The organism is Paraburkholderia sp. J41 (genome assembly GCF_905220235.1).
Classification (GTDB): domain Bacteria; phylum Pseudomonadota; class Gammaproteobacteria; order Burkholderiales; family Burkholderiaceae; genus Paraburkholderia.
In genome coordinates this window covers 38,956-64,801 of the sequence record NZ_CAJMZE010000010.1, presented here as the reverse complement: position 1 = coordinate 64,801, position 25,846 = coordinate 38,956, and the positions used below count along the sequence as shown (strand labels likewise).

At 66.1% G+C, this 25,846-nt stretch carries 20 protein-coding genes, 1 tRNA gene and 2 riboswitches; of the genes, 3 read left to right on the top strand and 18 right to left on the bottom strand.

Annotated features, from left to right (window positions below):
* Nucleotides 1-67: 67 nt before the first annotated feature.
* The 7 genes from U5805_RS12715 to U5805_RS12685 all read right to left on the bottom strand — a co-directional run bounded on the left by U5805_RS12715 (nucleotide 68) and on the right by U5805_RS12685 (nucleotide 9,919).
* On the bottom strand, nucleotides 68-1,456 hold the full coding sequence (locus tag U5805_RS12715; protein WP_322103832.1) for an L-serine ammonia-lyase: 1,389 nt from the start codon (nucleotides 1,454-1,456) through the stop codon (nucleotides 68-70).
* Between the two features lie 105 nt (nucleotides 1,457-1,561).
* Nucleotides 1,562-2,680: an alginate lyase family protein gene (locus U5805_RS12710; protein WP_415914585.1), complete on the bottom strand. Its 1,119-nt coding sequence runs from the start codon at nucleotides 2,678-2,680 to the stop codon at nucleotides 1,562-1,564.
* 278 nt (nucleotides 2,681-2,958) lie between these two features.
* Nucleotides 2,959-5,919 (bottom strand): aminomethyl-transferring glycine dehydrogenase, encoded by a 2,961-nt coding sequence (gcvP, locus tag U5805_RS12705; protein WP_322103830.1) that lies wholly within the window; start codon nucleotides 5,917-5,919, stop codon nucleotides 2,959-2,961.
* Between the two features lie 114 nt (nucleotides 5,920-6,033).
* Nucleotides 6,034-6,414 carry a glycine cleavage system protein GcvH gene (gene gcvH / locus U5805_RS12700; protein ID WP_322103829.1) on the bottom strand — a complete coding sequence of 127 codons (381 nt, stop codon included), beginning with the start codon at nucleotides 6,412-6,414 and terminating at the stop codon, nucleotides 6,034-6,036.
* Nucleotides 6,415-6,473: 59 nt separating this feature from the next.
* Nucleotides 6,474-7,592, bottom strand: a complete 1,119-nt coding sequence (gcvT, locus tag U5805_RS12695) for a glycine cleavage system aminomethyltransferase GcvT (protein ID WP_322103828.1) — start codon at nucleotides 7,590-7,592, stop codon at nucleotides 6,474-6,476.
* Between the two features lie 89 nt (nucleotides 7,593-7,681).
* Nucleotides 7,682-7,815: riboswitch (glycine riboswitch) on the bottom strand.
* Between the two features lie 36 nt (nucleotides 7,816-7,851).
* Nucleotides 7,852-7,958, bottom strand: a riboswitch (glycine riboswitch).
* Nucleotides 7,959-8,280: 322 nt separating this feature from the next.
* Entirely contained in the window at nucleotides 8,281-8,640 is a 360-nt protein-coding gene (locus U5805_RS12690) for a hypothetical protein (RefSeq protein WP_322103827.1), read from the bottom strand.
* Between the two features lie 232 nt (nucleotides 8,641-8,872).
* A complete protein-coding gene (locus U5805_RS12685) occupies nucleotides 8,873-9,919 on the bottom strand; it encodes an oxidoreductase (protein WP_322103826.1) in 1,047 nt (348 codons plus the stop codon).
* Nucleotides 9,920-10,350: 431 nt separating this feature from the next.
* Between U5805_RS12685 and U5805_RS12680 the strand changes: the two genes are divergently transcribed.
* Nucleotides 10,351-12,441, top strand: coding sequence for a UvrD-helicase domain-containing protein (locus tag U5805_RS12680; protein WP_322103825.1), 2,091 nt, complete (start codon nucleotides 10,351-10,353; stop codon nucleotides 12,439-12,441).
* 82 nt (nucleotides 12,442-12,523) lie between these two features.
* Nucleotides 12,524-13,153, top strand: a complete 630-nt coding sequence (locus tag U5805_RS12675; RefSeq protein ID WP_322103824.1) for a hypothetical protein — start codon at nucleotides 12,524-12,526, stop codon at nucleotides 13,151-13,153.
* 74 nt (nucleotides 13,154-13,227) lie between these two features.
* Here U5805_RS12675 and U5805_RS12670 read toward each other — a convergent pair whose 3' ends face one another.
* Nucleotides 13,228-14,136 carry a c-type cytochrome gene (locus U5805_RS12670; protein WP_322103823.1) on the bottom strand — a complete coding sequence of 303 codons (909 nt, stop codon included), beginning with the start codon at nucleotides 14,134-14,136 and terminating at the stop codon, nucleotides 13,228-13,230.
* 378 nt (nucleotides 14,137-14,514) lie between these two features.
* Between U5805_RS12670 and U5805_RS12665 the strand changes: the two genes are divergently transcribed.
* Nucleotides 14,515-14,590, top strand: a tRNA-Arg gene (locus U5805_RS12665).
* A 225-nt stretch (nucleotides 14,591-14,815) separates the two neighbouring features.
* Here U5805_RS12665 and U5805_RS12660 read toward each other — a convergent pair.
* From U5805_RS12660 to U5805_RS12615, 10 genes are all read right to left on the bottom strand, one after another.
* The gene (locus U5805_RS12660; protein WP_322103822.1) at nucleotides 14,816-15,886 is read right to left on the bottom strand and encodes a nucleotidyltransferase family protein; all 1,071 of its coding nucleotides are present in this window, start codon (nucleotides 15,884-15,886) and stop codon (nucleotides 14,816-14,818) included.
* 90 nt (nucleotides 15,887-15,976) lie between these two features.
* Nucleotides 15,977-17,302, bottom strand: a complete 1,326-nt coding sequence (neuC, locus tag U5805_RS12655; protein WP_322103821.1) for a UDP-N-acetylglucosamine 2-epimerase — start codon at nucleotides 17,300-17,302, stop codon at nucleotides 15,977-15,979.
* Nucleotides 17,184-17,966 (bottom strand): SDR family oxidoreductase, encoded by a 783-nt coding sequence (locus tag U5805_RS12650; protein WP_322103820.1) that lies wholly within the window; start codon nucleotides 17,964-17,966, stop codon nucleotides 17,184-17,186. Before U5805_RS12650 ends, neuC begins: the two co-directional genes overlap by 119 nt.
* A 52-nt stretch (nucleotides 17,967-18,018) precedes the next feature.
* Nucleotides 18,019-18,936, bottom strand: coding sequence for a Gfo/Idh/MocA family protein (locus U5805_RS12645; protein WP_322103819.1), 918 nt, complete (start codon nucleotides 18,934-18,936; stop codon nucleotides 18,019-18,021).
* A 1-nt stretch (nucleotide 18,937) separates the two neighbouring features.
* Entirely contained in the window at nucleotides 18,938-19,942 is a 1,005-nt protein-coding gene (gene neuB / locus U5805_RS12640) for an N-acetylneuraminate synthase (protein WP_322103818.1), read from the bottom strand.
* The gene (locus U5805_RS12635) at nucleotides 19,939-20,562 is read right to left on the bottom strand and encodes an acetyltransferase (protein WP_322103817.1); all 624 of its coding nucleotides are present in this window, start codon (nucleotides 20,560-20,562) and stop codon (nucleotides 19,939-19,941) included. Before U5805_RS12635 ends, neuB begins: the two co-directional genes overlap by 4 nt.
* The gene (locus U5805_RS12630; RefSeq protein WP_322103816.1) at nucleotides 20,559-21,716 is read right to left on the bottom strand and encodes a LegC family aminotransferase; all 1,158 of its coding nucleotides are present in this window, start codon (nucleotides 21,714-21,716) and stop codon (nucleotides 20,559-20,561) included. The genes U5805_RS12635 and U5805_RS12630 overlap by 4 nt, the downstream gene beginning before the upstream one ends.
* A gap of 3 nt (nucleotides 21,717-21,719) precedes the next feature.
* On the bottom strand, nucleotides 21,720-22,724 hold the full coding sequence (locus U5805_RS12625; RefSeq protein ID WP_322103815.1) for an NAD-dependent 4,6-dehydratase LegB: 1,005 nt from the start codon (nucleotides 22,722-22,724) through the stop codon (nucleotides 21,720-21,722).
* A gap of 67 nt (nucleotides 22,725-22,791) precedes the next feature.
* Nucleotides 22,792-24,585: a thiamine pyrophosphate-binding protein gene (locus tag U5805_RS12620; RefSeq protein ID WP_322103814.1), complete on the bottom strand. Its 1,794-nt coding sequence runs from the start codon at nucleotides 24,583-24,585 to the stop codon at nucleotides 22,792-22,794.
* Between the two features lie 105 nt (nucleotides 24,586-24,690).
* Complete coding sequence (locus U5805_RS12615) at nucleotides 24,691-25,776, bottom strand: NAD(P)-dependent oxidoreductase (protein ID WP_322103813.1); 1,086 nt, start codon at nucleotides 25,774-25,776, stop codon at nucleotides 24,691-24,693.
* Between the last annotated feature and the right edge of the window lie 70 nt (nucleotides 25,777-25,846).

Genomic DNA, 25,846 nt, shown 5'->3' with positions numbered 1-25,846 from the left:
ACGTCGAAATCAGCGGTTCAAACGTCGAACGCACACCGCCGCGCGGCGGCACCTGCGCAGCAAATCGTTAGCACTCCACGATATTCACCGCGAGGCCGCCGCGCGACGTCTCCTTGTACTTCGTTTTCATGTCGGCGCCGGTTTCGCGCATCGTCTTGATGACGGAATCGAGCGAAACGTAATGCGCGCCGTCGCCGCGCAGCGCCATGCGCGCGGCGTTCACGGCCTTCACCGAAGCCATGGCATTGCGCTCGATGCAGGGAATCTGCACCATGCCGCCCACCGGGTCGCAGGTGAGGCCAAGGTTGTGTTCCATGCCGATTTCGGCGGCGTTTTCCACTTGCAGCGGCGTGCCGCCCAGCACGGCCGCGAGCGCGCCCGCCGCCATCGAGCAGGCCACGCCCACTTCGCCCTGGCAACCGACTTCCGCGCCCGAAATCGACGCATTGAGCTTGTAGAGAATGCCGATCGCGGCTGCCGTGAGCAGAAAGTCGATCACGCCTTGCTCGTTTGCGCCGGGCGTGAAGCGCACGTAGTAATGCAGCACGGCGGGAATGATGCCGGCCGCGCCGTTGGTGGGCGCGGTGACGACGCGGCCGCCCGCCGCGTTTTCCTCGTTCACGGCGATCGCGTAGAGATTGATCCAGTCGATCATCGAAAGCGGGTCTTGCAGCGCGCGTTCGGGGTGCGCCGTGAGCGCGCGATAAAGCTGCGGCGCGCGGCGCTTGACCTGGAACGGGCCGGGCAGCGTGCCTTCGGCGTCGGGGTTGCCGATGCCGCAGCCGCGCGACACGCACGACTGCATCACGTCCCAGATACGCAGCAGGCCGGTGCGGATTTCCACGTCGCCGTGCCACGCGCGTTCGTTTTCGAGCATGAGTTGCGCGACGCTTTTGCCCGTGGATGCGCACAGCGCGAGCAGTTCCGCGCCGGTGCGAAACGGATGCGGCAATTGCTGCGCGGCTTCGAGCACCCTGGTGTTGGGCGCGCCCGCCGTCACGACGAAACCGCCGCCCACGGAAAGATAGGTGCTTTCGCGCAGCGTCGCGCCGGCGGCGTCGAGCGCGCGCAGCTTCATGCCGTTCGGGTGTTCGGCGAGCGCCTGGCGATAGAACGCGATGTGCTCTTTCTGCGTGAACGCAATGGCGTGCGTGCCGAGCAGCGCGAGCGTGCGCGTGGCGCGCACGGCGTCGAGCTTCGCGGCGATGGTGTCGGGATTCACGGTGTCGGGCGCGTCGCCCATCAGGCCGAGCATGACGCCGCGGTCGGTGCCGTGGCCCTTGCCGGTGGCGCCGAGCGAGCCGTACAGCTCGACCTTCACGCTCGCCGTGGCGGCGAGCAGCGCGTCGCGCTCGAGTCCCTCGACGAACATCAGCGCCGCGCGCATCGGCCCGACCGTGTGCGAGCTGGACGGCCCGATGCCGATTTTGAAGAGATCGAAAACGCTCACTGCCATGGGTGCTGCTCCTGCTTTGTCTAACGTTGTGTGAAGCGATGCCGCGTGGTGCGCGGCATCGAATGACTCATGCCGCCGCGGCAACCTTCAAACGCGCGCCGGATATCAGCGCGCGGGCAACGGCAGACAGACCGCGAGCCACGCGGGTGGCGTGGGCGCGAGTTTCAGCGCGACCGGCGCATAACGGCCTTCCAGTCGCGCCGCGAGGTGATACAGCTCGGCGGCGTTCTTCGGGTCCCACGCGCCGGTATAGCCGGGCAGACCCGCTTCGCGCCGCTTCGCGTCGAACGGCACGCTCGAATGCACGAATTCGTCGTGCGTTTTCTCGCCGAGCGCGTAAGGCTTGAGCCAGTCCAGCGCCGCCGCGAGCGACGCGCCGTTGGGCGCGCGTTCCGGCAGCCAGTTGCGGTTGTGGCGGCGCGCGGCGAGCGCGGCCGTCACGAGCGGCTGCAAGTCGTAAGTCACGTAATGCAGCGCGTCGCGTTCGCTGAAATCGAGCGTGGCGCCGTTGGGCGCGATGTTGTCGCCGATATGCTCGACGAACAGGCGCTGCGCCGTTGCGATCGTCTTGCGGTTGTCGAGCGTGAACGCGATCATCGCGATCAGCTTGATGCGATGGCTTTGCCAGTTGTTCGCGAACGTGCCCTTGAGCGGACGCTTTTGCGCGTCGATTTGCGCGATATAGCCGTTTGCGAACGTGTTGAGAAACTGCATTGTCGCGTTGCGCGTTTTCACGGGCAGCGCGCTGGCCGTCATGTCGTACGCGAGAATCAGCCCTTCGAAACGCGTTTCGTCGATGGGATTGAAATCGGGCTTGTACGTCGTGACCCAGGCGAGCAAAAACCGGTCGACGAGCCGCAGATAACGTTCGTCGCTCGTCGCGCGCCACGCGAGCGCCGCGTTGCGCATGAGGTCGAGTTCCTTCGCCGCTTCCACGCTCTGGTCGTAGATGCCCTCGTGCGGCAGCGTGCCTTCCGTGTGCAGCGCGACGAGCGGATGCGGCACGTCGTTCACGTGCGACTGCACCTCGGCCACGAGCGCCTTCACGCCGGGGTCGGAATTCGTGCGCTCGCTCGTCTGCAAGGCGGGCGCCGCGCAAAAATTCATGGCCGCGCCGGCTGCGCCCGCCCACGCCAAAGCCGCAAGCGCCAAAGCCGCGCGCGCCGCGAGCGCGCAGGCCGGCGAGGCAATCCGCATCGAGTCCATCCCCACCTTCCGCGCCATGCGCGACTCCCTGATTCAAGGCTGACAGGTGTGTGATGTTAACGGTTTGCGGCGGCAAATGTGAATCGGATGGCCGCCGCCGCATCGTCCCGGTCAATCCGGCGCCTATGCGGCTCCGACGCGGCTCCGATATGGCTCCGATATGGCTCCGATATGGCGGCCCGCACCTCGGGCCTCATGGCCGCGGGGCGCGGCGGGTGCGCGCTTGTGCCGCTCGCGGACGCGGGCTCGTCCCTCCGATCGTTTGCCGATGCCCGCTTGTGCCCGCTTGTGCCGGGTTATTCGCCCGCGTCCTGGCCGGCGTACTCGCTTACCGGCACGCACGAGCAGAACAGGTTGCGGTCGCCGTAAGCGTTGTCGGCGCGGCCGACCGGCGGCCAGTACTTGCGCGCGACGAGCGACGCGACCGGATACGCGGCCTGCTCGCGCGAGTAGGCGTGCTGCCAGTCGTTGGCGATCACCACGGCGGCCGTGTGCGGCGCGTGGCGCAGCGGGTTGTCCTCCTTGTCGGCGCGGCCTTCCTCCACGGCGCGAATTTCCTCACGAATTGCAACCATGGCGTCGATGAAGCGATCCAGCTCCTCCTTCGATTCCGATTCGGTCGGCTCCACCATGAGCGTGCCCGGCACCGGGAAGCTCATGGTGGGCGCATGGAAACCGTAATCCATCAGACGCTTGGCGACGTCGTCGACAGTGATGCCGCTCGCGTCCTTGATCGGGCGCAGATCGAGGATGCACTCGTGCGCGACGAGGCCGCCAGGGCCGCTGTAAAGCACCGGAAAGTGCGGCGCAAGGCGCTTGGCGACGTAATTCGCGTTGAGGATGGCGTTTTCGGTCGCGGCGGTGAGGTTCGCCGCGCCCATCATCGCGATATACATCCACGAAATCGGCAGGATGGACGCCGAGCCGTAAGGTGCGCCGCTCACTGCGCCGATGCCGTGCTCGTCGCGCTTGTAGCCGCTCGAAAGCTGGTTCGGCAGGAACTGCGCGAGATGCGCGCCCACGGCCACCGGGCCGACGCCCGGCCCGCCGCCGCCGTGCGGAATGCAGAAGGTCTTGTGCAGGTTCAGGTGCGAGACGTCGCCGCCGAACTGGCCGGGCGCGGCAAGACCGACCATCGCGTTCATGTTCGCGCCGTCCACGTACACCTGGCCGCCGTGCGCATGCACGATCTCGCACACTTCGCGCACGTTTTCCTCGAACACGCCGTGCGTGGACGGGTACGTGATCATGATGGCGGCGAGCTTCGCGGCGTGCTGCTCGGCCTTGGCCTTGAGGTCGGCGAGATCGACGTTGCCTTGCGCGTCGCAGGCCACGACCACGACCTGCATGCCGGCCATTTGCGCCGAAGCCGGATTGGTGCCGTGCGCCGAAGCCGGGATCAGGCAGACGTTGCGGTGCGCGTCGCCGCGCGAGGCGTGATACGCCTGAATGATGAGCAGGCCCGCGTACTCGCCTTGCGAGCCGGCGTTCGGTTGCAGCGAAACGGCGGCGTAGCCGGTGGCGGCCACGAGCATCTGTTCGAGCTGATCGACCATCTCGCGATACCCGACGGTTTGCTCGGCGGGCGCGAACGGGTGAATGCGGCCGAATTCGGGCCACGTGACCGGCAGCATTTCCGACGTCGCGTTGAGCTTCATCGTGCATGAGCCGAGCGGAATCATCGAGCGGTCGAGCGCGAGATCCTTGTCCGAAAGACTGCGCAGGTAGCGCAGCATTTCCGTTTCCGAATGATGGCGATTGAACACCGGATGCGCGAGGTACGCGCTTTCGCGCACGAGCGCGGCCGGGAACGAGGCGGCTTGCGAACCGGCCTGCGCGGCGAGTTCGGCGTCGAGCGCGTCGACCGAAGGCGCCTCGCTCGCGAACGCGGCTTGCGCGAACACGGCGAGCAGGTCGGCGAGATCGGCGCGCGTGGTGGTTTCGTCGACGGAAACGCCCACGCGCGTGTCGCTCACGCGGCGCAGGTTCATGCCGCGCGCGAGCGCCGCGTCGTGCAGCGCCTGCGTGCGCGCGCCGGCTTCGAACGTGAGCGTGTCGAAGAACGACTCGTTGACGAGCGCGTAGCCGAGCCGCTTCGCGCCCGCCGCGAGAATGGCGGCCACGCGGTTCACGCGCAGCGCGATGCGTTTCAGGCCCTGCGGACCGTGATAGACGGCGTACATGCTCGCCATGATCGCGAGCAGCGCTTGCGCCGTGCAGACGTTCGAGGTGGCCTTTTCGCGCCGAATGTGCTGCTCGCGCGTTTGCAGCGCGAGGCGCAGCGCCGGGTTGCCTTGCGCGTCGACGGTCACGCCCACGAGGCGGCCCGGCATCTGGCGCTTGAATTCGTCCTTCACGGCGAGAAACGCGGCGTGCGGGCCGCCGAAGCCCATCGGCACGCCAAAGCGCTGCGAGTTGCCCACGGCGACGTCGGCGCCCCACTCTCCCGGCGGCGCGAGCACGGTGAGCGCGAGCAGATCGGCCGCGGCGATCACCGCGCCGCCCGCCGCATGCACGGCCCGGGCGAGTTCGCGATAGTCGCGCACGTCGCCGTCGACGCCCGGATATTGCAGCAGCACGCCGAACGCGCCGGCCGTGGCCGCGTCGGCCGCGGGCCCGACCTTCACTTCGATGCCGATCGGCTTCGCGCGCGTTTTCACCACTTCGAGGGTTTGCGGCAGCACGTCGTCGGCGACGAAGAACACGTTCGACTTCGACTTGCCCACGCGCTGCACGAGCGTCATGGCTTCGGCGGCGGCGGTGGCCTCGTCGAGCAGCGAGGCGTTGGAGATCGCGAGACCCGTGAGATCGACGATCATCTGCTGGAAATTGAGCAGCGCTTCCAGACGGCCTTGCGAGATTTCCGGCTGATACGGCGTGTAAGCCGTGTACCACGCCGGGTTTTCGAGCACGTTGCGCAGGATGACGGCGGGCGTGTGCGTGTCGAAATAACCTTGCCCGATATACGAGCGGAACACCTGGTTCTTGTTGGCGAGCGCGCGCAGGGCCGCGAGCGCCTCGGCTTCCGAGCGCGGTTGCGCGAACGGCCCGAGCGGCAGCGTTTCCTTGCGGCGGATTTTCGCGGGAATCACCGCGTCGATCAGCGCGGCGCGCGAGGCGAAGCCCAGCGCGTCGAGCATCGCCTGCTGGTCGGCCGCGTCGGGGCCGATGTGGCGGGCGGCGAAAGCGTCATGCGCTTCGAGCGTGGCGAGCGAGAGCGGGGCGTTCATCAAGAGGTCCGGGTGTTCGAGCTTCATGGAGTTTCCTGCCGGCGCGGGCGGCGCGCGCGGTGATGTGCGGTTGTATGCGGTTTTCGCGCGATATTGCAGGGAATAACGCGCGCGCCGCCGCGCCGCCGCGGTTAGGGCGAATTACTCGCCGATGGCCTTGCCGTAAGCCGCGGCGTCGATCAGCGAATCGAGCTTGGCGTCGGCGGCGGGCTTGATCTTGAACAGCCACGATTCGTACGGCGCGCCGTTCACCTGGTCGGGCGTGTCGACGAGCGACGTGTTCGATTCGACGATCTCGCCCGAAACCGGCGCGTAGATGTCCGAGGCGGCCTTGACCGACTCGATCACGGCCACGGCGTCGCCGGCGGTGACCGCGCGGCCCGCTTCGGGCAGTTCGAGGAACACGATGTCGCCGAGCGCTTCCTGCGCGTGGTCCGTGATGCCGACGGTCAGCGTGCCGTCGGCTTCGGTGCGAATCCACTCGTGCGATTCGGTGTATTTCAGATCGGCCGGGATGCTCATGGTTGCTCCAGTGCGTGGTGCGGTTTTATGGATTCAAAAGGGGAGGCGTGCGCGGCGGATCAGGCGGCGAGCACCTTGCCGTTGCGCACGAACGGCAGTTTTACCACGCTTGCGGGAAGGGCTTTGTCACGGATCTGCACCTGCACGACGTCGCCCGGCTGCACGCCGTGCGGCACGCGCGCGAAGGCGATGGATTCCTGCATCGAGGGCGAGAACGTGCCGCTCGTGATCTCGCCTTCGCCGTGCGCCGTGAGCACCTTCTGGTGCGCGCGCAGCACGCCGCCGGCCTTGCCGTTTTCCTTCTGGAGAATCAGGCCGACGAAAGCCGAGCGCGTGCCGTTCTTCTCCAGCGCCGCGCGGCCGACGAAGTCGCGCGCGTCTTTCATGTCGACGGTCCAGGCGAGGCCGGCGTCGAGCGGCGAGACGCCTTCGTCCATGTCCTGGCCGTAGAGGTTCATGCCCGCTTCGAGGCGCAGCGTGTCGCGCGCGCCCAAACCGCAGGGCTTCACGCCCTGGCCTTGCAGGGCGCTCCAGAATTCGGCCACGGCCGCCGAGGGCAGCACGACTTCGAAACCGTCCTCGCCCGTGTAGCCGGTGCGCGCGATCATCAGCTCGCCGAACGGCGTGGCTTCGATCTTCGCGGCGTTGAAGGGCTTGAGCACTTCCGTGGCGCTGCGCGAGGAGGGCGCGACCTGCCAGACTTTCTCGCGCGCGTTCGGGCCTTGCACGGCGACGATCGACAGATCGCGGCGCGGCGTGATGGTCAGGCCGAAGCCGCCTTCGGCGTTGAGCTTCTCGAACCAGGCGATGTCTTTTTCGGCCGTGCCCGCGTTGACGACGGTGCGGAATTCGTCGTCGGCGAAGTAATAGACGATGAGATCGTCGATCACGCCGCCTTGCGCGTTGAGCATGCACGAGTAGAGCGCCTTGCCCGGCGTGACGAGCCTGGCGACGTTATTGGCGAGTGCGCGCGCGAAAAACTCGCGCGCCTTCGCGCCCGCGAAATCGACGACGCACATGTGCGAGACGTCGAACATGCCGGCGTCGGTGCGCACGGCGCGATGCTCGTCGATCTGCGAGCCGTAGTTGACGGGCATGTCCCAGCCGCCGAAATCGACCATGCGGGCGTTGAGCGCGCGGTGCGTGTCGTTGAGCGGGGTGCGTTTGAGTTCGGTCATGGGGCCTCGGGCAGTCGCGAAAATTCGCGCGAGAAACGAAAAGGGCCATGCAGGACGCGCCGCGGGCACGATGCCCGTGGTCGGTCTTGCATGGCCCCTCTGTCCTCGGTACCTGAGAGATTGCGCCGTTGCGGCTGGCGCGCGCCCCTTCGGTGGGCAGCCTGAACGCCGATACGATCCACGACCGATCGACGAACTACTGCCGCTCTCCAGAGTGCGGATTTGCGTGCTGCTCCTTAACGGAGCGCTCGCAAAGGTCCGGCGCGCACGGTCCTTTTGCCTGAGAGTTTGTGGGTTGCCCCTTCGGCGGCGCCGCCTTGCCCGAGAAGCCTCGTGCGTGGCGGCGCGCTCTCCCGGCGCGCGCAGCGATTGTGCGGGACGCTTCCGGGGCGTGTCAATGCGTAAAAATTCGGTGCGCGGCGCGGGGAGCGCACGCAAACGGCCGCTGGGCGGCGCTTGCGCGCTGCCTGCCTTATCCGGACGATAAAGAGGGCCGGGGCGGCGATCGTCGCGCGCTTCCGGCTGCGTTTGCGGCTACATTTGCGGCTGCGCTTCCGGCTGCCTTTGCGGTTGCATTTGCGGCTGCGTTTGCGTGCGGATGCGTTGCTTTATCCGTCGACAGTGCCGCTCGATGCGCCGATTGATCTGCCGCTCGTCCCGCCGCCCACGCGTTGCTTTATCCGCTGCTTTATCCGCCGATCGCGCGCGCAGCCTGATCGAGTTCCTGGCCCAGCACGTGATGTTCGTCGACGGAAAGGCCGCCGCCATGCTGCGCGGCCATGTCGTGCGCTTCGCCGCGAATCGTGTCGAGGCGGTGATGCAGCGCGCCGCCCTGCGGCGGCGGATAGTAGCCCTGCGAAACGCGCGCGTCGATGCGATGACCGAGATTGTCGATGCGGCCGTCGACTTGATGCAGGCGTTCGACGCTTTCCTGATGCGGCGACGGACCGGCATAGTGCTGCGCGGGCGGCGTGACGACGCACGCGGCAAGGCTCGCGGCGAGCGACGCGGCGGTCATGAAGCGAAGGGCGTGGTGGTAGCGGATCATGAAATCTCCTGTTGTTCGTTTTTGCTTTTCCGCGGCATGCAGAAAGGCAACGTACGGCGCGCACCGTGCGATGACGGCGCGGCGCGCGGCAGGTGTAACCGTTTGTATGGAGCTTTCAGCGGCGTCGGGCAAATGCAAGCGAGGCCCAGCGGCGGCGTGCGTGAAGGAGGCGCCGCGGGAACGTGCCTGAAAACGCACCCAAAAAACGCACCCGAGCGCGCCCTAAATACGCTCAAGCGCGCGCGAACGGCAGCGTGCGGCCTTCGGCGGCGCTTTGCATGGCGAGTTCGACGATCGTCATTACGTCGACAGCATCCTGCGGGCTCACCGGGAACGGCGTGCCTTCGCGGATCGCGGCAGCCAGCGCGCGATAGAGGCCGGCGTAATTGCCGGCGGCGTTGGGCACGTCGCGTTCGGTTTCCTGGCCGTCGTCGGCGAGCACGTGCAGACGGCCCGGCTCGTTGCCCGCGCCGAAGCCGTTCTGACCCGGGCGCAAGCCGGCCTTGAGCTGATCTTCCTGCGTGTCGAGGCCGTTCTTCAGATAGCTGCCGCGCGTGCCGTGAACGACGAAGCGCGGCGCGAACGCGGCCAGCGCGCTCGCGTGCAGCACGGCGTCGAGACCGGCGTAGCGCAGCACGAGGTGCGCGTAGTCGGGCGCGCTCGCGTTGTCGCGGCGCGTATGCACGAAGGCCGTGACGGCTTCGGGCGTGCCGAACAGCGCGAGCGTCTGGTCGATCAGATGCGGCCCGAGGTCGTAGAGCAGGCCGCCGCCGCGCGTGGCGTCCTCGCGCCAGCGCTGGCGCACGAGCGGGCGGAAGCGGTCGAAATGCGATTCGAATTGCGTCACGCGGCCCAGTTCGCCGCTCGCGATCAACTCGCGCACCGTGAGGAAATCGCCGTCCCAGCGCCGGTTGTGGAACGGCGCGAACACGAGGCCGCGCTGCTTCGCGACGGCGGCGAGCGTGCGCGCCTGTTCGGCGGTGAGCGTGACCGGCTTGTCGACGAGCACGTGCTTGCCGCGTTCCAGCGTGCGGCGCGCGAGTTCGTAGTGGGTGTCGTTGGGCGTGGCGATCACGACGCATTCGATGGCGTCGATCGAAAGCAGCGCGTCGATGTCGGGGACGATCGCGGTGTCGGGGTAATCGGCCTGCGCGCGCCCGGCCTGGCTCGTGGCGATGGCCGAAAGTTGCGCGGCGCCGCTATGGGCGATCACAGGCGCGTGAAAGGTCTGACCGGCGAAGCCATAACCCATCAGGCCGATTTGCAGCGGTGCTGTCATGAAGCGCTTCCTCTTTCCAACGTGTGAGCGGCGGCGCGGGTAGCGCGGCCGCGAGTGGCGGGAGCCCGGTATTGTGGCACGGGCGCCGGACGCACGCGTTCGGGCGAGGGACGGATCGGCTGGAATCGAGCGATATCCACGGCGATTCCATGGCGATGCCGAGCGGCGGGGCGGCAAGGCGACAAAGGCGACAAAGGCGACAAAGGCGACAAAGGCGACAACAGCGACAACAGCGACTTTCGCCAACGCGGCGGCGACGACGCGGCGGTATTGTCGGGGCCGCATCGTCGCGGCCTCGCGCCGTGTTAACATCGCACCTCCCGCGTGAGAGGCCGACGCCTCGCGCCGCGCGGACCGCCGCGTTTCCCTTTGTCGTGGAGCGCGGCGCCGCGCGCCTCAGCCGTACCACCCGTTTTTCCAATCCAGCAACGATGTCCGCAGGCCTTAATTCCGCCCAAAGCGAAGCGGTGCGCTATCTCGACGGTCCCTGTCTCGTGCTCGCGGGCGCGGGTAGCGGCAAGACGCGCGTCATCACGCAGAAAATCGCGCACCTGATCGAAGCGAAAGGTTTCGAGCCGCGCCATATCGCGGCCGTCACGTTCACGAACAAGGCCGCCGCCGAAATGCGCGAGCGCGTGGGCAAGCTGCTCGAAGGCAAGACGCTCACCACGCCCGGCAAGGAAGGCCGCAAGGTGCCGGTGAACCAGCTCACGGTATGTACGTTCCACTCGCTGGGCGTGCAGATCCTGCGCCAGGAAGCCGAGCATCTGGGCCTGAAGCCGCAATTCTCGATCATGGATTCGGACGACTGCTTCGCCATGATCCAGGAGCAGGTCGGATCGACGGATAAAGGCTTTATCCGCAAGATCCAGTCGATCATCTCGCTCTGGAAAAACGGTCTCGTGATGCCCGAAGAGGCGCTTGCCACGGCGTCGAACGAGGACGAGCACCAGGCCGCCATCGTCTACCGCAATTACGTGGCGACGCTGCACGCGTACCAGGCCGTGGACTTCGACGATCTGATCCGCCTGCCCGCCGAACTGTTCGCGCAGAACGAGCCGGTGCGCGAGCGCTGGCAGAACAAGCTGCGCTACCTGCTGATCGACGAATACCAGGACACCAACGCCTGCCAGTACACGCTGCTCAAGCTGCTCGCGGGCCCGCGCGCGGCGTTCACGGCCGTGGGCGACGACGATCAGGCGATCTACGGCTGGCGCGGCGCGACGCTCGAAAATCTCGCGCAGCTCGGCAAGGACTTCCCGAAGCTGCACGTCATCAAGTTGGAGCAGAACTACCGCTCGACGGTGCGCATTCTCACGGCGGCGAACAACGTCATCGCGAACAATCCGAAGCTGTTCGAGAAGAAGCTGTGGTCCGAGCACGGCATGGGCGACACGATCACCGTCACGCCTTGCAACGACGAAGAGCACGAGGCCGAGTCGGTGGTGTTCCGGCTTTCGGCGCACAAGTTCGAGCGGCGCGCGCAGTTTCGCGACTACGCCATTCTGTATCGCGGCAACTTTCAGGCGCGCATCTTCGAGCAGGTGCTGCGCCGCGAGCGCATTCCGTACGTGCTCTCGGGCGGCCAGTCGTTTTTCGACAAGGCCGAGATCAAGGATCTCTGCGCGTACCTGCGCCTGATCGCCAATCACGACGACGATCCCGCGTTCATCCGCGCGATCACCACCCCGCGCCGCGGCGTGGGCAATACGACGCTCGAAGCGCTCGGCGCGTTCGCGGGGCAGGCGAAGGTGTCGCTGTTCGAGGCCGTCTACATGGGCGGCATCGAGGCGCGGCTTTCGGCGCGCCAGGTCGAGCCGATGCGCGTGTTCTGCGACTTCATGCAGCGCCTCGCCGAGCGCGCGCACAAAGATCCGGCGACGGTCGTGCTGGACGATCTGATGGACGCGATCCACTACGAGGCTTACCTCTACGACGCGTTCGACGAGCGCCAGGCGCAGTCGAAGTGGCAGAACGTGCTGGAATTCCTGGAATGGCTCAAGCGCAAGGGCACGAAGCCGGAACAGGAGATCGGTGAGGACAGCGAAGCAACGGGCTACGACAACGCCGACGGTCTCGCGGACACCGGCAAGAACCTCATGGGCCTGATTCAAACCGTTGCGCTGATGTCGATGCTCGAAGGCAAGGAGGAGGACCCGGACGCCGTGCGGCTTTCGACCGTGCATGCGTCGAAGGGGCTGGAATATCCGCACGTGTTTCTCGTGGGCGTGGAAGAGGGCATCATGCCGCATCGCGGCGGCTCGGAAGACGACATCGTCGACGACGCGCGCATCGAGGAAGAACGCCGCCTCATGTACGTGGCGATCACGCGTGCGCAGCGCAGCCTGCATCTGAACTGGTGCAAGAAGCGCAAGCGCGCGCGCGAAACGGTGGTGTGCGAGGCGTCGCGCTTCATCCCCGAAATGGGACTCGACGACGCGCCGCCGCCCACGCCCGAAGAAGCGCCCATGACGCCGAAGGATCGGCTCGCGAGTTTGAAGGCGTTGTTGCAGAAGGGCTGACCCTGCGCCGCGCGGGTGTTTGCGTGATCGGGATGCGGCGCGGGGTAAAGTGAACGACTTCCTCTCGCATCAACCGCCTTCCATGACCGGTTCCTTCTCCGACCCGTTGCCCGACTCGCTGCTCGCCCATTACCGCCAGGCGCTCGAAACCTATATCGACGCGAAGGACAACACGAAGCCCGAGCGCATCCACGAAGCCTTCGCGCCCGACGCGGTGCTGACGTTTTCGCTGGCCACGCCGAATATTGCGTTTCCGGCGCGCAGCGTGGGCGCGGACGCGATCGCCAAAACGCTCGTCAGCGACTTCGGCGCGCGCTATTCGCGCTGCCGCACCTACTATCTTTGTGACGCCGATGCGCTCGTTGCCCGCGACGGCGTGATCGATTCGCTGCCGTGGCTCGTGGTGATGCGCGAACCGGCGGCGGGCGCGCTGCGCGTCGGGCACGGCACGTACCGCTGGGTTTTCGCATCGCCGGGCGATACGGGCCGTTCCGCGCCGCGCGTCGCGCACTTTCACATTCACATCGCGCGCATGGACGTGATCGACGACCTCGACGGCGCGAAGCTCGAACGCTTGCAGGAAGGATTGCGCTATCCGTGGCTCGCGCCCGCCGAACTGGCCGCGCATTACGGCGCGCTCGCCGGCGAGGCCGCGGGCGAATTCGCTTTCGTGCGGGACTTCGCACTGGCGGCGCGCGGTATCGACGCATAAAAAATCCCCGCTTCGCATCGCGACGAGCGGGGATTTTGCGTTTTCGGCGGCGCGTTTGCCCCGCCCTTATCGGCTTACTTTGCCGCGCTGACCATGTAGTCGACGGCGGCCTTCACGTCGGCGTCCGAGGCGGTCGAACCGCCTTTCGGCGGCATCTGGCCCTTGCCGTGCAGCGCGTAGTTGTAGATCGTGTCCATCGGGTCTTTCAGGCGCGGCGCCCAGTCGGCCTTGTTGCCGAACTTCGGCGCGCCCAGCACGCCCGCGGCGTGGCACGCCTGGCAGACCTGCGTGTAGAGCGCCTTGCCGGCCTGCGAGGCGTCGGCGCTCGCGGCCGGTGCCGACGAAGCCTGCGGAATGGCGGCGATCGCGGCTGCGGCGGCTTGCGCCTGGGCGGCGTTGGCGTCGGCGCCCGAGGCCGGATTCGAACCGGCAGCGCCCGAAGCGGCATTCGCGGTATTCGCGGCGTTCGCGGCGCCCGGCGCCGGTTTGGGCGGGTCCTGGAAGTTCGCGCCGCCGTGGTTCGCCATATAGGCGACGGCGAGGCCGATTTCGTAGTCGCTGTAATCGTCGGGACTCGTGCCGCCGCGCGGCGGCATCGCGCCCTTGCCCGAGAGCGCCGTTTTCCAGAGCGTGTCGTAGCCTTGCGCGATGCGCGGCGCCCAATCGCCCGAGTTGCCGAATTTCGGCGCGCCGGCCGCGCCCGTTGCGTGGCATGCCGAGCACACGGCCTGATAGACCTGTTCGCCGGTTTTGTAGACGCGCGGGGCGTTGGCGTCGCGCACGTTCACCTGCGCGACGGGCGCGATGCGCGAGGCGACCTGCTGGGCGGACAGTTCGTCGGTGCCCGCGCCGGTGCGCGTCGTATTGTCGACGTAATACGCGAGCAAAATGATGATGACGATGGGGACGGCAAACCCGGCGACGACAGCGGCGATCAGCTGGCCGGGTGTTTTGATCGGGGCTCCGTGGGGTGCTTCGCTCATGCTTGTCTCGTCTCCCGTTGGTCTTGTGGTGAGCGGTACAGCAGGACGGCAGTGGCCATGCGACAGATCAAACACCGACGATTATAGTCGCAAGGTTTTGCGGCGGGTGCCTGCCGGCGGGCGCTGTTCAGCGGGCGTTTACCCGGAGCTTGCGGTTTTTTGTTGCGGTTTCAGTTTGGTTTCGGTTATGCGCGCTGGGAATGCTTCCCTATTATTTGCGAGTCGTGCGGCGGCTGGCGCGCCCGGTGGACGGGGCAGGCGAAACCGGGTATTCTCTCGGACTCACGTCAGCGCTGCTTTCTTCCGTGTTCTTCGGTCCGGTGGCAGCGCGCTTGCTTCGAGTGCCGGTTGCTGTTCCGGCATTCAGGTTATGTCAACGCGCCCGTAGCTCAATGGATAGAGTACTGCCCTCCGAAGGCAGGGGTTGCTGGTTCGATCCCAGCCGGGCGCGCCAAGAAATTCGAACGAATGCCAGGTCCGATGAAACCTGACGAAATGAAGGCCCTAAGGCAAACGCCGAGGGCCTTTTTTGTTTCAGCGCGACATATTTCCGAACGAGCGCTTCCTACCTCCTCACGCCATAAAAAAGGCGAAACGCGACCTATGCCGCGTTCGACCCACGCGGTCGAGTCCCCCGGAACACATAAATCGACACACGCACCTCGCTCGTGCCCGCAGCTCAAAAGAGTTTTGCCGCGAGATCGTAGTCGCTCGGACGGCCGACGTCCAGCCAGTGCTCGAAGATCGGAAAACACGAGACGCTCGCGCCGCGCCGGATCAAATCGTGCGCAACGTCCGTCATGTGATAGGGCCCGCTCTGGGGCAGGTTCGCGAAAACCTTGGGCGAAAGAAAATAGATGCCGCTATTGATGAGAAAGCTGAATTTCGGCTTTTCTTCGATATGCGTCACCTGCGATCCCGCCGAGCTGACCACGCCAAACGGCACCTCGAAACTGTACTGCGTCGCGGCAATGGTCATCGCCGATTCGGTTCGCAGATGGTAGGCGAGGAACATGCTGACATCGAGCGTGGTCAGGATGTCGCCGTTGAACACAAGCGTCGTGTTGTCCTGGCAGGCAAGGCGGGATAGCGCGCCTCCGGTTCCGAGCGGCGTCTCTTCCTGAATGTATTCGATGGGCACGCCAAAACGCTCGCCATTGCCGAAGTGACTGACGATTTTCTCGGGAAGGTAGTGCGTGGAAATGACGATGCGATTCGCGCCGAAGCGGATCAGCTTCTCGATGCTGATTTCCAGCATCGGGCGTCCGTTCACCTGTAGCATCGGCTTGGGCGTGTCCGCCGTGAGCGGTCTCAGGCGCGTCCCAAAGCCGCCTGCCATCACGACGGCGGTGAACGACTGATTCACGTAGGTGGGCGACGCATTGATGCTTTGATGATCGATGACGTCGACCGGCGCGCCGTGCCCGTCGACGAGAATCAGTTGGCGCAGCGAGTTCTGCCGAAAAAGCGCGGTTCTTTCGGCGTGGGTCGAATCGATGCGCGCCGTGATGGGCGTCGGCCGCGGCGTCTTGAGCTTGATCTCGTGAATATCGCGCGCCGTGGCATTGAGTTGCTTGCCTTCGAGAAACGCGCGCCGGACGTCGCCGTCGGTGACGATGTTCACGAAACGCCCGCTCTCGTCGTAAATCAGCGCGCAACCAAGCGCTCCGCTTGCCTGAATGCTGGCGATGACATCGGAGAGACTGTCGTCGAGGGATACCTTGAGACGAGCCAGGTGAAGGGGGTTCATATCGGTGTTTCCTCGAGCAGATGGCTCTCGAAAAAGGGACGAAGGTTTCGCGCGCGGGATTTCGCGTATCCGCGCTTTGGCTTCGCGGGGTTATCCAAGATCGTGAAACGTCTTGTTCCGCGCGCGATCCAGATCGAACGACACCAGTGCGCGGACGATTTGCGCGGTCGTGTCGGGATGGTCGTAGGGATTGCGCGCGCTGGCGGCGAGCCGGCGAAATTCCGGTGACAGCGCCCGCTGTATCGCCGGGACGATTTCCGGCGCGTCGTCGCCGCAGGAGATGACGCCATCGCCATGGGTGCGCCCGGCCTGGCGAGGGCCGACGTTCACGCACGGCACGCCGAGCGACGGCACTTCGATGATCGCGCTCGACGAATTGCCGACGACGGCGCACGCATCGCGGGCCGCCGACAGGTACAGCTTCGCTCCCAACGACATGTGGAACCGGTAGCGTTCCGGTTGCCGGGCCGCGCGCTCCGCGAGAAGGCGGTTGATGGCAAGTCCGCCTGCGTCGGCATTGGCTCCGGTTACGACGACTGCGTGCCCGGGAAAGCCGTCGAGCGCTTCGAGCAGTGCGCCGAGCTGCACTTCGGGCGCCTTCGCGGAACGCGTCGCCGGATGGAACGTGACGAGGAAGTAGGGCGTGCCCATGTCCAGGCCGAGGCGGCGCGCGGTGTCTTCCCTGTCGTGAAGCGCGAGCGTGCGAGTGTTTTCCACGCCCAGCGAGCCCACGGTGACCACGCAGTCGGGGTCCTCGCCGAGCTGGATGACGCGGGCGCGATAGGCGTGCGTCGCCGTGAAATGCAAGTGACTCAACTTCGTTATCGCGTGGCGGAACGCATCGTCGATGGCGCCGAACGTCAATTCGCCGCCGTACAGATGCGCGATGGGAATTCCGCAGACGGTCGCCGCGGCCGCCGCCGCGAATGCTTCGTAGCGATCGCCCAGCACGAGGAGAAGGTCGGGCTTCATGCGCTGGAATACGTCGCCATAGCGAATCATCCCGAGACCCATCGCGGTACACACGCCCGTTTCGGTGGCGCTATCCATCAGCACTTCCACGCGTTCGTCGATCTCGACGCCGTCATCCGTGATTTCACGCGAGGTCGCGCCGTTCGCGACCGCGAGGTGCGAGCCGGTCGCGAGCAACTTGACCGTCACGTCCGGGCGCGCTTTCAGCGCCCGAATCACCGGGTGCAGCAGGCCGTATTCGGCGCGAGTGCCTGTGAAAATGCAAATTGTGCGCATGGCGTAATGGGGTATCGGGCAGATCAGGATGGAAAGGGCATGCGCGGTGTCACCACGCGCACCAGCCGCCGTCGACGACGATGTTCTGGCCCGTGACGTAGCTCGACAGGTCGCTGGCGAGGAACAGCGCGACGCCCTTGAAATCTTCTTCGGTCGCCATGCGGGCAAGCGGCGTTCGCTGCGTGTAGCGCTCTACGAACGCGGCGGGCTGATTGCGCCAGACACCGCCGGGGCTCATGGCGTTCACGCGCACGTGAGGAGCGACGGTCGTGGAAAGCCAGTTCGTGAGTTGTATCAACGCGCCCTTGCTTGCGCCGTAAGCGGCCGGGTTGCTCATCGAGGTGCCTTCGTAGAGCCGCCAGTCGGGCCCCATGACGCCGTAAAGCGAGGCGACGTTGATCACGGACCCTTTCCCCGAGCGCTTGAGCCACGGCAACGCTTCCTGCACGAGTTCGAACGCGGCCGTGACGTTCACCTCGAAGGCCGCGCGCCATGCCGCGCTGTGCTGCTGTTCGAACGGGACCGCCCAGCCGTCGAGCTTCGTCGTGCCGACGAATGCCGCGCAGTTGACGAGCACGTCGATCCCGCCGCACTCGCCGGCCACGCGCGCGGGCAGCGAGCGTACGCTCGTTTCGTCCGCGAGTTCCGCTTCGAAAGTCGCGACCGTGGCGCCGGTCGCGTCGTGGATACGCTCCGCGCATCGTTCGAGATCGCCGCGCTGGCGGTCGACCAGCGCGATCGTCGCGCCGGCTTCCGCCAGTGCCTCGGCAATCGCGGCGCCGATGTGGCCGGCGCCGCCGGTAATCAGGGCGGTTCTGCCGGACAGGGACATGAGTTCTGAAATCGTGCGCATCATCGGGTGTCGATATTCGTTGCAGGAGGAATCACGGGCGAACCCAGCACGACCCCGACGCGGCGAGTTCGGCGGCCGCGATGAAGCGCATGACTTCGCGCCCTTCCTCGAAGCTGCACATCGTGGAGGTGTCGTTGTCGAAAAAAGCTTGTAGTTGCGCGCGATAGGTGGCGTCGCGCGGGGTTTCGCGAGAGTCGGTGTTGCCGTTCAGTGTCAGCGTGCCGTTGACGAGATCGACGCTCGCGCTCAGGTCGCGCGCATTGATCGTGATGACGCGCTTCGGCGCGCGGTCGAGGTAATTGACCGTTATGGATACCGCGGGGCAACGCTCGTGGACAGCAAGGATCGAATAGACGTCGTCGCTGTCGATTTCGAGGTCGCTCAGATGGCCGCCGACGGCCGCGACCGAGCGGGGCCGCCCGCATAACCAGATCGCGAGGTCGATTTCATGTGACAGGTCGCGCAATACGCCGCCGCCCAGATGCCGGTGTGCCGAGTACGAAGAACGGTAGTCCGTGCCCGGACGCCACTGCGGCAAATACTGGCCCGCGTAAAAGCTCGCGCTATGAAGCGGGCGGTCCGCGAGCGCCGCGCGCAAGGCTTGCACGAGCGGGTGAAAGCGCAGGTTGTAGGCGACGGAGGTCGGGAACGCGGGGGCGGCGAGCGTGTCGTCCAGCGTATGGCTCAGTGGCTTTTCGACGAGCGCGTGGCCGGCAAATCCCGCCTTCGCGAGTTCCCGCAGGGCGTGGGCGTGGTGCCCGGTGGCATTGGCGATCACCACGTGTGCCGGCGCGTCGTTAGCCAGCGCATCGGCAACGCTCGCAAAGCGCGGAAACGGCGCGGCGGGATGGCTCGTCACGCACGAAACGTCCATGCCGAGTTCGGCGGCCAGCCTGCCGTGGCGCGCGCCGATGGAGCCGTAGCCGATGACGAGGAGAGACCGGCTCATGTCAGATGGGCTCGTTGGCGGCGTAGTCGCGCGCGGCGACCGTGCCGAGCACGCGATCCCATTGCGCGGGCGAAATGCCTGTGCCGGGGCGCCGCACGGCGAGGTTGTCGGCCGAGAGCGGCTCTCCCTTGGCGATCGCGCGGCTCGCGACGATGGATTTGCGCGCCACGAGGCGATTCGGTCGTTCCGACGCCGACGGACGCTTGCGGCCGTCACCGAGCGCCGAAGTCACGCGGCGCACGCCGCGGATCATCTGCGCCAACTCGCCGGGTTCGATGCTCGCTCGGTGGTCCGGCCCTTCCATCGAGCGATCCAGCGTGACGTGCTTCTCCAGCACGCGCGCGCCGAGCGCCGCGGCGGCGATGGGAATGTCGATGCCCTCGGTGTGATCGGAATAGCCCACGCGCACGCGCGGAAAGGCCGTGCCGAGCGTGAGCATGGCGCGAAGATTGACGTCCTCCACCGGCGCCGGGTATTCGGTCGTGCAATGCAGCACCGTCACGCGTTCGAGCGGTGTGCCGGCCGCCTCGAGCGTCTCCAGTGCGTCTTCCACTTCGCCGAGCGTGGCCATGCCGGTGGAGAGGATGACCGGAAGGCCCATCGCGCCGAGCTGGCGCAGGAACGGAATATCGGTGAGATCGCCCGACGAGACCTTGAGCGCCCGCATGCCGATGCTGGCGAGAAAATCCGCCGATTCCGCGTCGAACGGCGTGGACAGGAAGCCGACCTTCTTTTCGTCGCAATACGAGGCGATGTCGCGAAAGGCGGACGGCGGCAATTCCAGCCGCTTCAACATGTCGAATTGCGATTCGCTCGCGCCGCTCGTGAGCTTCTGGTAATTCGCCTTGGGCGCTTGGCGCGTGACGAGTTTCTCCGCCTGGAACGTCTGGAATTTGACGTAATCGGCTTGCGCTTGCGCGGCCACGTCCACGAGACGAAAGGCCAGTTCCACGGAGCCGTTGTGATTGACGCCGGCCTCGGCGATGATCGTGCAGATCGGGTTCATGCGGCGTGTGCTCCAATAAACAGCGTGCCGTCCGGTAGCGGTTTGAGCACGCGGGTTCCCATTCCGACGATGCAGCCGGCGCCGATGCAGACGCCTTCGCGGCAGACGGCGCCGCTGCCGATCAGGCTGCGGTCGCCGACCGTGACGCCGCCGTTGACGGTCGCGGAGGTCGCGATGTGGCAATGACTGCCGACGAGGGCGTCATGCTCGATCAAGGCGCGGCTGTTGACGATCGTATTCGCGCCGATCCGCGCGGCGGGCCCGACGTGCGCCCCGTGCATGACGACGGTTCCCTCGCCCAGCGCCGCCGAGCGCGCAACATGGGCGCGCGGCGAGATCAGCGTGGGCAGCGCGAAACCCGCGGCTTTCAGCGCACGAAAGAGGCGCATTCTCGGCTCCGGCGTTTTGACCTGGCCGCAGGTGACCAGCGCGAATGCATAGCGCTCGCGCAACGAGGCGAGGTCTTCGTCGAAGCCGATTACCGGATAGCCCAGCACCTCGCGAATCTCGCTGCCGCGGCGTTCCACGACGCCCGCGATACGCCAGTCCGCCGTTGCTTCCAGCACATCGATCACGGACTTGCAATGCCCGCCGCCGCCAACCAGCACGATGTCCTTCATGCCGGCGCTCCGGCACGCACGCCGCTCGGAATGTTGACCAGCCGCGCCGCGACGTGTTCGGTCACGGCCAGCGGCCCGCGCGGGCTCTGCGCGAACATCGGCAAGGTGTGCAGCGGCTCCCAGACGGGACGCGTCATGACACCCGCGTCGTTCGTGACTTCGAGGCAAGCGTCGCGTTCTTTTTCGTCGTCGAGCAGGATCGCGCACAGCCAGTAGTTCGAGCGCGTGTTCTCCGGTTCGGTCAGAAAAGGGATGCCCGCCGCACCGAAAGCCTCGCCATAGCGCTGCGCGAGCCCGCGTTTGAAGGCAAGGAAGTCTTCCAGCCGCTCGAGTTGCGCGCAGCCGAGTGCCGCGTTCAGATTGGGAAGCCGGAAGTTGTAGCCGATCTCGTCATGTTCGAAGCGCCAGCGGTGCGGGACTTTCGCGGTCGTCGTTAGATGCCGGGCGCGCTTCGCCAGGCCGGCGTCGTTGGTCATGATGGCGCCGCCGCCGCCCGTCGTGCAGATCTTGTTGCCGTTGAAGCTCAGGGTTCCCAGTAGCCCCGTCGTGCCGCAATGCCGCGCGTCGCGCCAACTGCCGAGCGCCTCGGCGGCGTCCTCGACGAGCGCGAGATTCCAGCGCGCGCAAATCCCGGCGATTTCGTCGATGCGGCATGGGAAGCCGAACGAATGCATCGGCACGCACGCCGACACGCGCCGCCCCGACGCACGATGGCGCGTGCCGCCTTCGGTGCGGTCGCACTCGCTTTCGAGAAATGCGCGCAGCGCATCGGGCGACATGCCCAGCGTGCCGATCTCCACGTCGACGAATGCAGGCGCGGCCGACGCGTGAGCAATGGCATTTGCCGTGGCGACGAAGCTCAGCGATTGGGTGACGACGAGGTCGCCGGGCCGTACGTCCGCGAGCAACAGGGCCATGTGCAATGCCGTCGTGCCGTTCGAGGTGGCGACGACGTGTCGCGCCCCCGTGAACGCGGCCAGCATGTGCTCGAACTGATCGACGTACGCGCCTACCGAGGAGACGAACGTCGAGTCGATCGTGGCCTGAACGTAGGCTCGCTCATTGCCGCCGAACACCGGGGCGTGCAAAGGCAGCGGGCCGGAGCCGCCGTAGGTCTCGCGGACGATGCGCAGGATGTCGTGGGCGCGCGTCATGGCCTAGATGTTGTAGAGATGGGCCTTGTAGCCCGAGAGGTTGGCCGGTTCCATGAACCATTGCACGGTTTTCGCGATTCCCCGGCGAAAGCCTTCGAGGTCGCCGTATTCCGGCGCCCAGCCGGTCGACGTGCGCAGCCGCGTCGCGTCGGCGAGCAGCCTTTCCACCTCGCTCTTTTCCGGACGCAGGCGCGCTTCGTCGGTTTCGACGCGAATCTCGACGTTCATCGTTTCCGCGATGACCTTGACCGTGTCGCCGATGCTGATCTCGAATCCGCTGCCGGCATTGAGCGTCTGCCCCACGGCGGCGTCGCTGTTCATCGCGGCTTCGAAGGCGCGCACGGTGTCGGTGACGTAGTTGAAATCGCGTGTCGGATGCAGCGAACCCAGTTTGATGGTGCGTTGCCCGTTGGCGATTTGCGTGATGATGCTCGGAATCACGGCCCGCGCGGACTGGCGCGGACCATACGTGTTGAACGGGCGCAGCACCGTGACCGGCGTGCCGAACGACAGATGGAACGACAATGCGATCTGATCCGCGCCGATCTTCGAGGCCGAATACGGCGACTGGCCTTGAAGCGGATGGCTTTCGGAAATCGGCACCGTCAGCGCCGTGCCGTACACCTCGCTCGTGGACGTATGCACCACGCGCGCGCCGAAGTCGCGCGCGGCCTGCACGATGTTCAGCGTGCCCTTGATGTTGGTGTCGACGTAGGTATCGGGCGAATGGTACGAGTACGGAATCGCGATCAGCGCGGCAAGGTGCAGGACGACGTCGCATCCTTTGACTGCGTTGCGAACGCCGTTCGGGTCGCGAATGTCGCCCGCGAAGATTTCGACGGCGGAGCGCACCTCGGCGCTCGCGTGATCCAGCCATCCCCATGAATTGAAGGAGTTGTAAAGCACGAACGCCCGGACGTCGTACCCGGCGCGCACGAGATGCTCGGTCAGATGCGAGCCGATGAACCCGTCAGCGCCGGTGATCAGGATTTTTCGTTTGGATGACATGAGCTTCCTTTGCGAGATCGGTCGATGCGGCCCGGCACGAGAGGCGGCGCCGGGCGGCCGGACGTGTTTAGTCGTTATCGAACATCGTCATGTTGCGTTCCAGTTCCTCGCGCGGCAGCAGCGGGTCCATGTCCTCCATGGGGCGCGAGGCCAGCGTGCCGTCCGGCTTGCGGTAGGAGCTTGCGCGAAAGCGCTGCTGTTGCTGGGACACCATCATCTCGACGATCCACGGTTCGTCGTCGGCGAACACGCGGGCGATGGATGCCTCGAGTTCGGCATTCGAGGCGATGCGCAGATACTTCAGGTTGAACGCGGCGGCAAGCTGCTCGAAGTTCGGGTTGCCCACGCCCGAGCGAGTATCGGTGCCGACCTCGCGCCCGTCGAAAAAGCGCGTCTGGGTGTTGCGTATGCTCTGGTAGCCGTCGTTGTTGCTGATGAAGATTTTCGCGTTAAGGCGGTTGTGACCCAGGAACATCAGCTCCTGGATGTTGAACAGCACGCTGCCGTCGCCGGTGACGAGAACGCCGCGGCGCCGGCGGTCGTCCGCGATGCACGCGCCGACGAGCGCGGGAAGATCCCAGCCCATTGCGCCCATGCAGGCGCTCGTAAATGCCACCTGGCCGTCTTTCACCCGGTGGTTCTGATAAGCGATGATGCAGCCGTCGAGCGAGTTGCCGCTCACGACGACGTCGGTCGCGCCCAGTTGCCGGGAAAGCTCGTCGTACGCCGCATAGATGTCCACATGGCTCTGTTGCAGATGTTCGGCCGAAGGCATCGGCGGGTATTCCGACTTCCACGTCGCGCAGGCGTCGAGCCAGCGTTGCGGGGTTTCGCGATCGAGCAATTCGAGCTGACCGTGAAGCGCCGCGATGAATTCGCTCGCGTCGGCGAGCACCGACAAATCAATCGTGACGTTGCGCTTTTCGAGGTCTCCCTCGTCGATGTTCACGAGGATCTTCTTTGCCTTGGGCGCGAACCGGTCGCTGAAGCCGATGGCCGAGATGGACAAGCTCGTGCCGATGGCGAGCACGAGGTCGGAATTCTGGAGGGCGAAGTTGGCGCGGCGCTGGCCGCCGGGGCCGATGCGGCCCTGGAAGAACGGATGGTCTTCGGGGAGCACGTCCATGGCGCTGATCGTCGACATCGCGGGAACGCGCAGATCCTCGACGAGCTTGCGAAACGACTTGCGGGCGCCGCTGAGCACCACGCCGTTGCCGTAGAGCACGACAGGCCGCCGCGCTTGCGCGAACAGTTCGGCGATCTGGGCGACGACGGCGGTGGCGAGTTCGGGCGTGGCGGCGGCCTCGGGAACGTAGGCGCGCTGTTCGGCCGGTTCGATCATCGCCGACTGGATGTCGAGCGGCAGGTTCAGCCAGACGGGGCCGGGACGGCCCGCGCGCGCCAGATACAGGCACTTTTCGAGTTCGTAGCGAACGTCCTCGACGCGCGTGACCGTGACCGCATGCTTCGTGACGGGCGCCGCCATGGGCGTGATATTGATTTCCTGCGGCCCCACCTGACGCTGGCGCTCGTAGTCGGCCATGATGGCCGTGCGGACTTGTCCCGAGATCACGAGAACCGGAATCGAATCGACCCACGCGCCCGCGATGCCGGAAAGCGCATTGGTGCTCCCCGGTCCGGTCGTCACAAGACACACGCCGAGGCCCTCGGTCACGCGGGCATAACCTTCGGCGGCAATGGCGCAGGCCTGTTCGTGATAGTTGCACCAGTAGCGCAGGCTGGGCGAGCGGCCCACGGCATCGCACAGGTACATGATGCCGCCGCCGGACACCATGAACACGTCCTTGACGCCTTCCTCGGCGACACGCTGGAAAACATAATCGGCGACACTGATTGCCATTTTGACTAGCTCGATAAAAAGTGATCTTGCGGAAGGCTCCGGAACGTTGCGCCGGGAGCCGTGCGGAAAGAAAAATGTGTCCAGTGGTTTGCGCGGTTTCGGTCGCTATCGCGCGCCCGCTCGCAGGCGGTGCCAGGCGAGCGTTCGTCCGATCGCGTCGTCGAGCGCGATGGCGGCACGCACGCCGAGATCCGATTCGATACGCGAAAGCGACGGCAGATACGCTGCCGGAATCGCACCCGGCACGGGCGTGCCCCTGATCGTCACGCAGTCGGCCGGCGCGCCCGCCACGGCGGCGACGCGATGCGCCAGCTCGCCGATGGAAACGGCTTCCTTGCCGCCGACGTTGTACGGTACGCCGGTGCGGCCGCGAACGAGAATCGTGAGCAGCCACACGACGAGGTCGGCGGCGTAGAGATAGGAGCGCAGCGGCGTGCCGTCGCCTGTCACGACCAGTTGGTGCCCCTCGAGCGCGTCGCGGACGAGGTTGCCGATGGCGTAGTTGTGCTCGAGCGGCAGATACGGACCGACGAACGCGAAACACCGTGCGATCAGCGCGTTGAAGCCGTGCTTCCGGGCCGCAACAGCCGTCATGACTTCCATCGTGCGCTTCGTCTGGCCGTAGACGCTGCGCTCCGACACATAGTCGGCGAGGCTGGCGGGGCCTTCCGCATACCGCATCGCGTCGCTCGCGTCGCTCGCGTCGGAAGGCAGGTAGACGGAGCCCGAACTCGTCAGCAGCAGCGATTGCGACTGGTGCCTGACGGCCATTTCGATGAGGCGGCGCGTGCCGTCGATGGCCGAATTCAACTGCCGTTCGGCCCAGTCCGCGCGTTGGTCGGCGTTGCTTTCCGATGCGGCGTGCAGGATATGCGAGCAAGGCTCCGCGGGCATGGCGAAGTCCGCCGACGTGCCCGCGACGAAGCGCAAGGCCGCGTGATCGCGTAGATGCGGCGCCCGCTCGGTCAGGAACCGCTCGGGCGTGCGGCTCAAGACGGTGATCTTCAAGCCGAGGCGCTGCGCCTCGTTGGCCCAGAGAAGCGTTTCGAGCAGCCAGATGCCGAAGAAGCCGGTGCCGCCGGTCAGGAAAAGGTGGGCTCCGCGAAGCTCGGGCCACAGCGGCGCGAGTTCGCGGCGCACGTGCTCGAGGTCTTCGCGAAACAGCGAGAAGCCGGTTGGAATGTCATGCATTGCTATTCTCGACGTTGGAGGCGCCGGGCGCGGCAGGTCGGCTCGCGTATCGGTGCGTCGTCATGATTAC

Excerpts from the sequence above, each read along its gene's own strand:
- U5805_RS12685 (WP_322103826.1), bottom strand. The coding sequence starts at position 9,919 with ATGACAGCACCGCTGCAAATCGGCCTGATGGGTTATGGCTTCGCCGGT.
- U5805_RS12680 (WP_322103825.1), top strand. The coding sequence starts at position 10,351 with ATGTCCGCAGGCCTTAATTCCGCCCAAAGCGAAGCGGTGCGCTATCTC.
- U5805_RS12625 (WP_322103815.1), bottom strand. The coding sequence starts at position 22,724 with ATGTCATCCAAACGAAAAATCCTGATCACCGGCGCTGACGGGTTCATC.
- U5805_RS12670 (WP_322103823.1), bottom strand. The coding sequence starts at position 14,136 with ATGAGCGAAGCACCCCACGGAGCCCCGATCAAAACACCCGGCCAGCTG.
- U5805_RS12635 (WP_322103817.1), bottom strand. The coding sequence starts at position 20,562 with ATGAAGGACATCGTGCTGGTTGGCGGCGGCGGGCATTGCAAGTCCGTG.
- neuB (WP_322103818.1), bottom strand. The coding sequence starts at position 19,942 with ATGAACCCGATCTGCACGATCATCGCCGAGGCCGGCGTCAATCACAAC.
- U5805_RS12715 (WP_322103832.1), bottom strand. The coding sequence starts at position 1,456 with ATGGCAGTGAGCGTTTTCGATCTCTTCAAAATCGGCATCGGGCCGTCC.
- gcvP (WP_322103830.1), bottom strand. The coding sequence starts at position 5,919 with ATGAAGCTCGAACACCCGGACCTCTTGATGAACGCCCCGCTCTCGCTC.
- U5805_RS12690 (WP_322103827.1), bottom strand. The coding sequence starts at position 8,640 with ATGATCCGCTACCACCACGCCCTTCGCTTCATGACCGCCGCGTCGCTC.
- U5805_RS12650 (WP_322103820.1), bottom strand. The coding sequence starts at position 17,966 with ATGTCCCTGTCCGGCAGAACCGCCCTGATTACCGGCGGCGCCGGCCAC.
- U5805_RS12710 (WP_415914585.1), bottom strand. The coding sequence starts at position 2,680 with ATGGCGCGGAAGGTGGGGATGGACTCGATGCGGATTGCCTCGCCGGCC.
- gcvH (WP_322103829.1), bottom strand. The coding sequence starts at position 6,414 with ATGAGCATCCCGGCCGATCTGAAATACACCGAATCGCACGAGTGGATT.
- U5805_RS12675 (WP_322103824.1), top strand. The coding sequence starts at position 12,524 with ATGACCGGTTCCTTCTCCGACCCGTTGCCCGACTCGCTGCTCGCCCAT.
- gcvT (WP_322103828.1), bottom strand. The coding sequence starts at position 7,592 with ATGACCGAACTCAAACGCACCCCGCTCAACGACACGCACCGCGCGCTC.
- U5805_RS12660 (WP_322103822.1), bottom strand. The coding sequence starts at position 15,886 with ATGAACCCCCTTCACCTGGCTCGTCTCAAGGTATCCCTCGACGACAGT.
- U5805_RS12645 (WP_322103819.1), bottom strand. The coding sequence starts at position 18,936 with ATGAGCCGGTCTCTCCTCGTCATCGGCTACGGCTCCATCGGCGCGCGC.
- U5805_RS12620 (WP_322103814.1), bottom strand. The coding sequence starts at position 24,585 with ATGGCAATCAGTGTCGCCGATTATGTTTTCCAGCGTGTCGCCGAGGAA.
- U5805_RS12615 (WP_322103813.1), bottom strand. The coding sequence starts at position 25,776 with ATGCATGACATTCCAACCGGCTTCTCGCTGTTTCGCGAAGACCTCGAG.
- U5805_RS12630 (WP_322103816.1), bottom strand. The coding sequence starts at position 21,716 with ATGACGCGCGCCCACGACATCCTGCGCATCGTCCGCGAGACCTACGGC.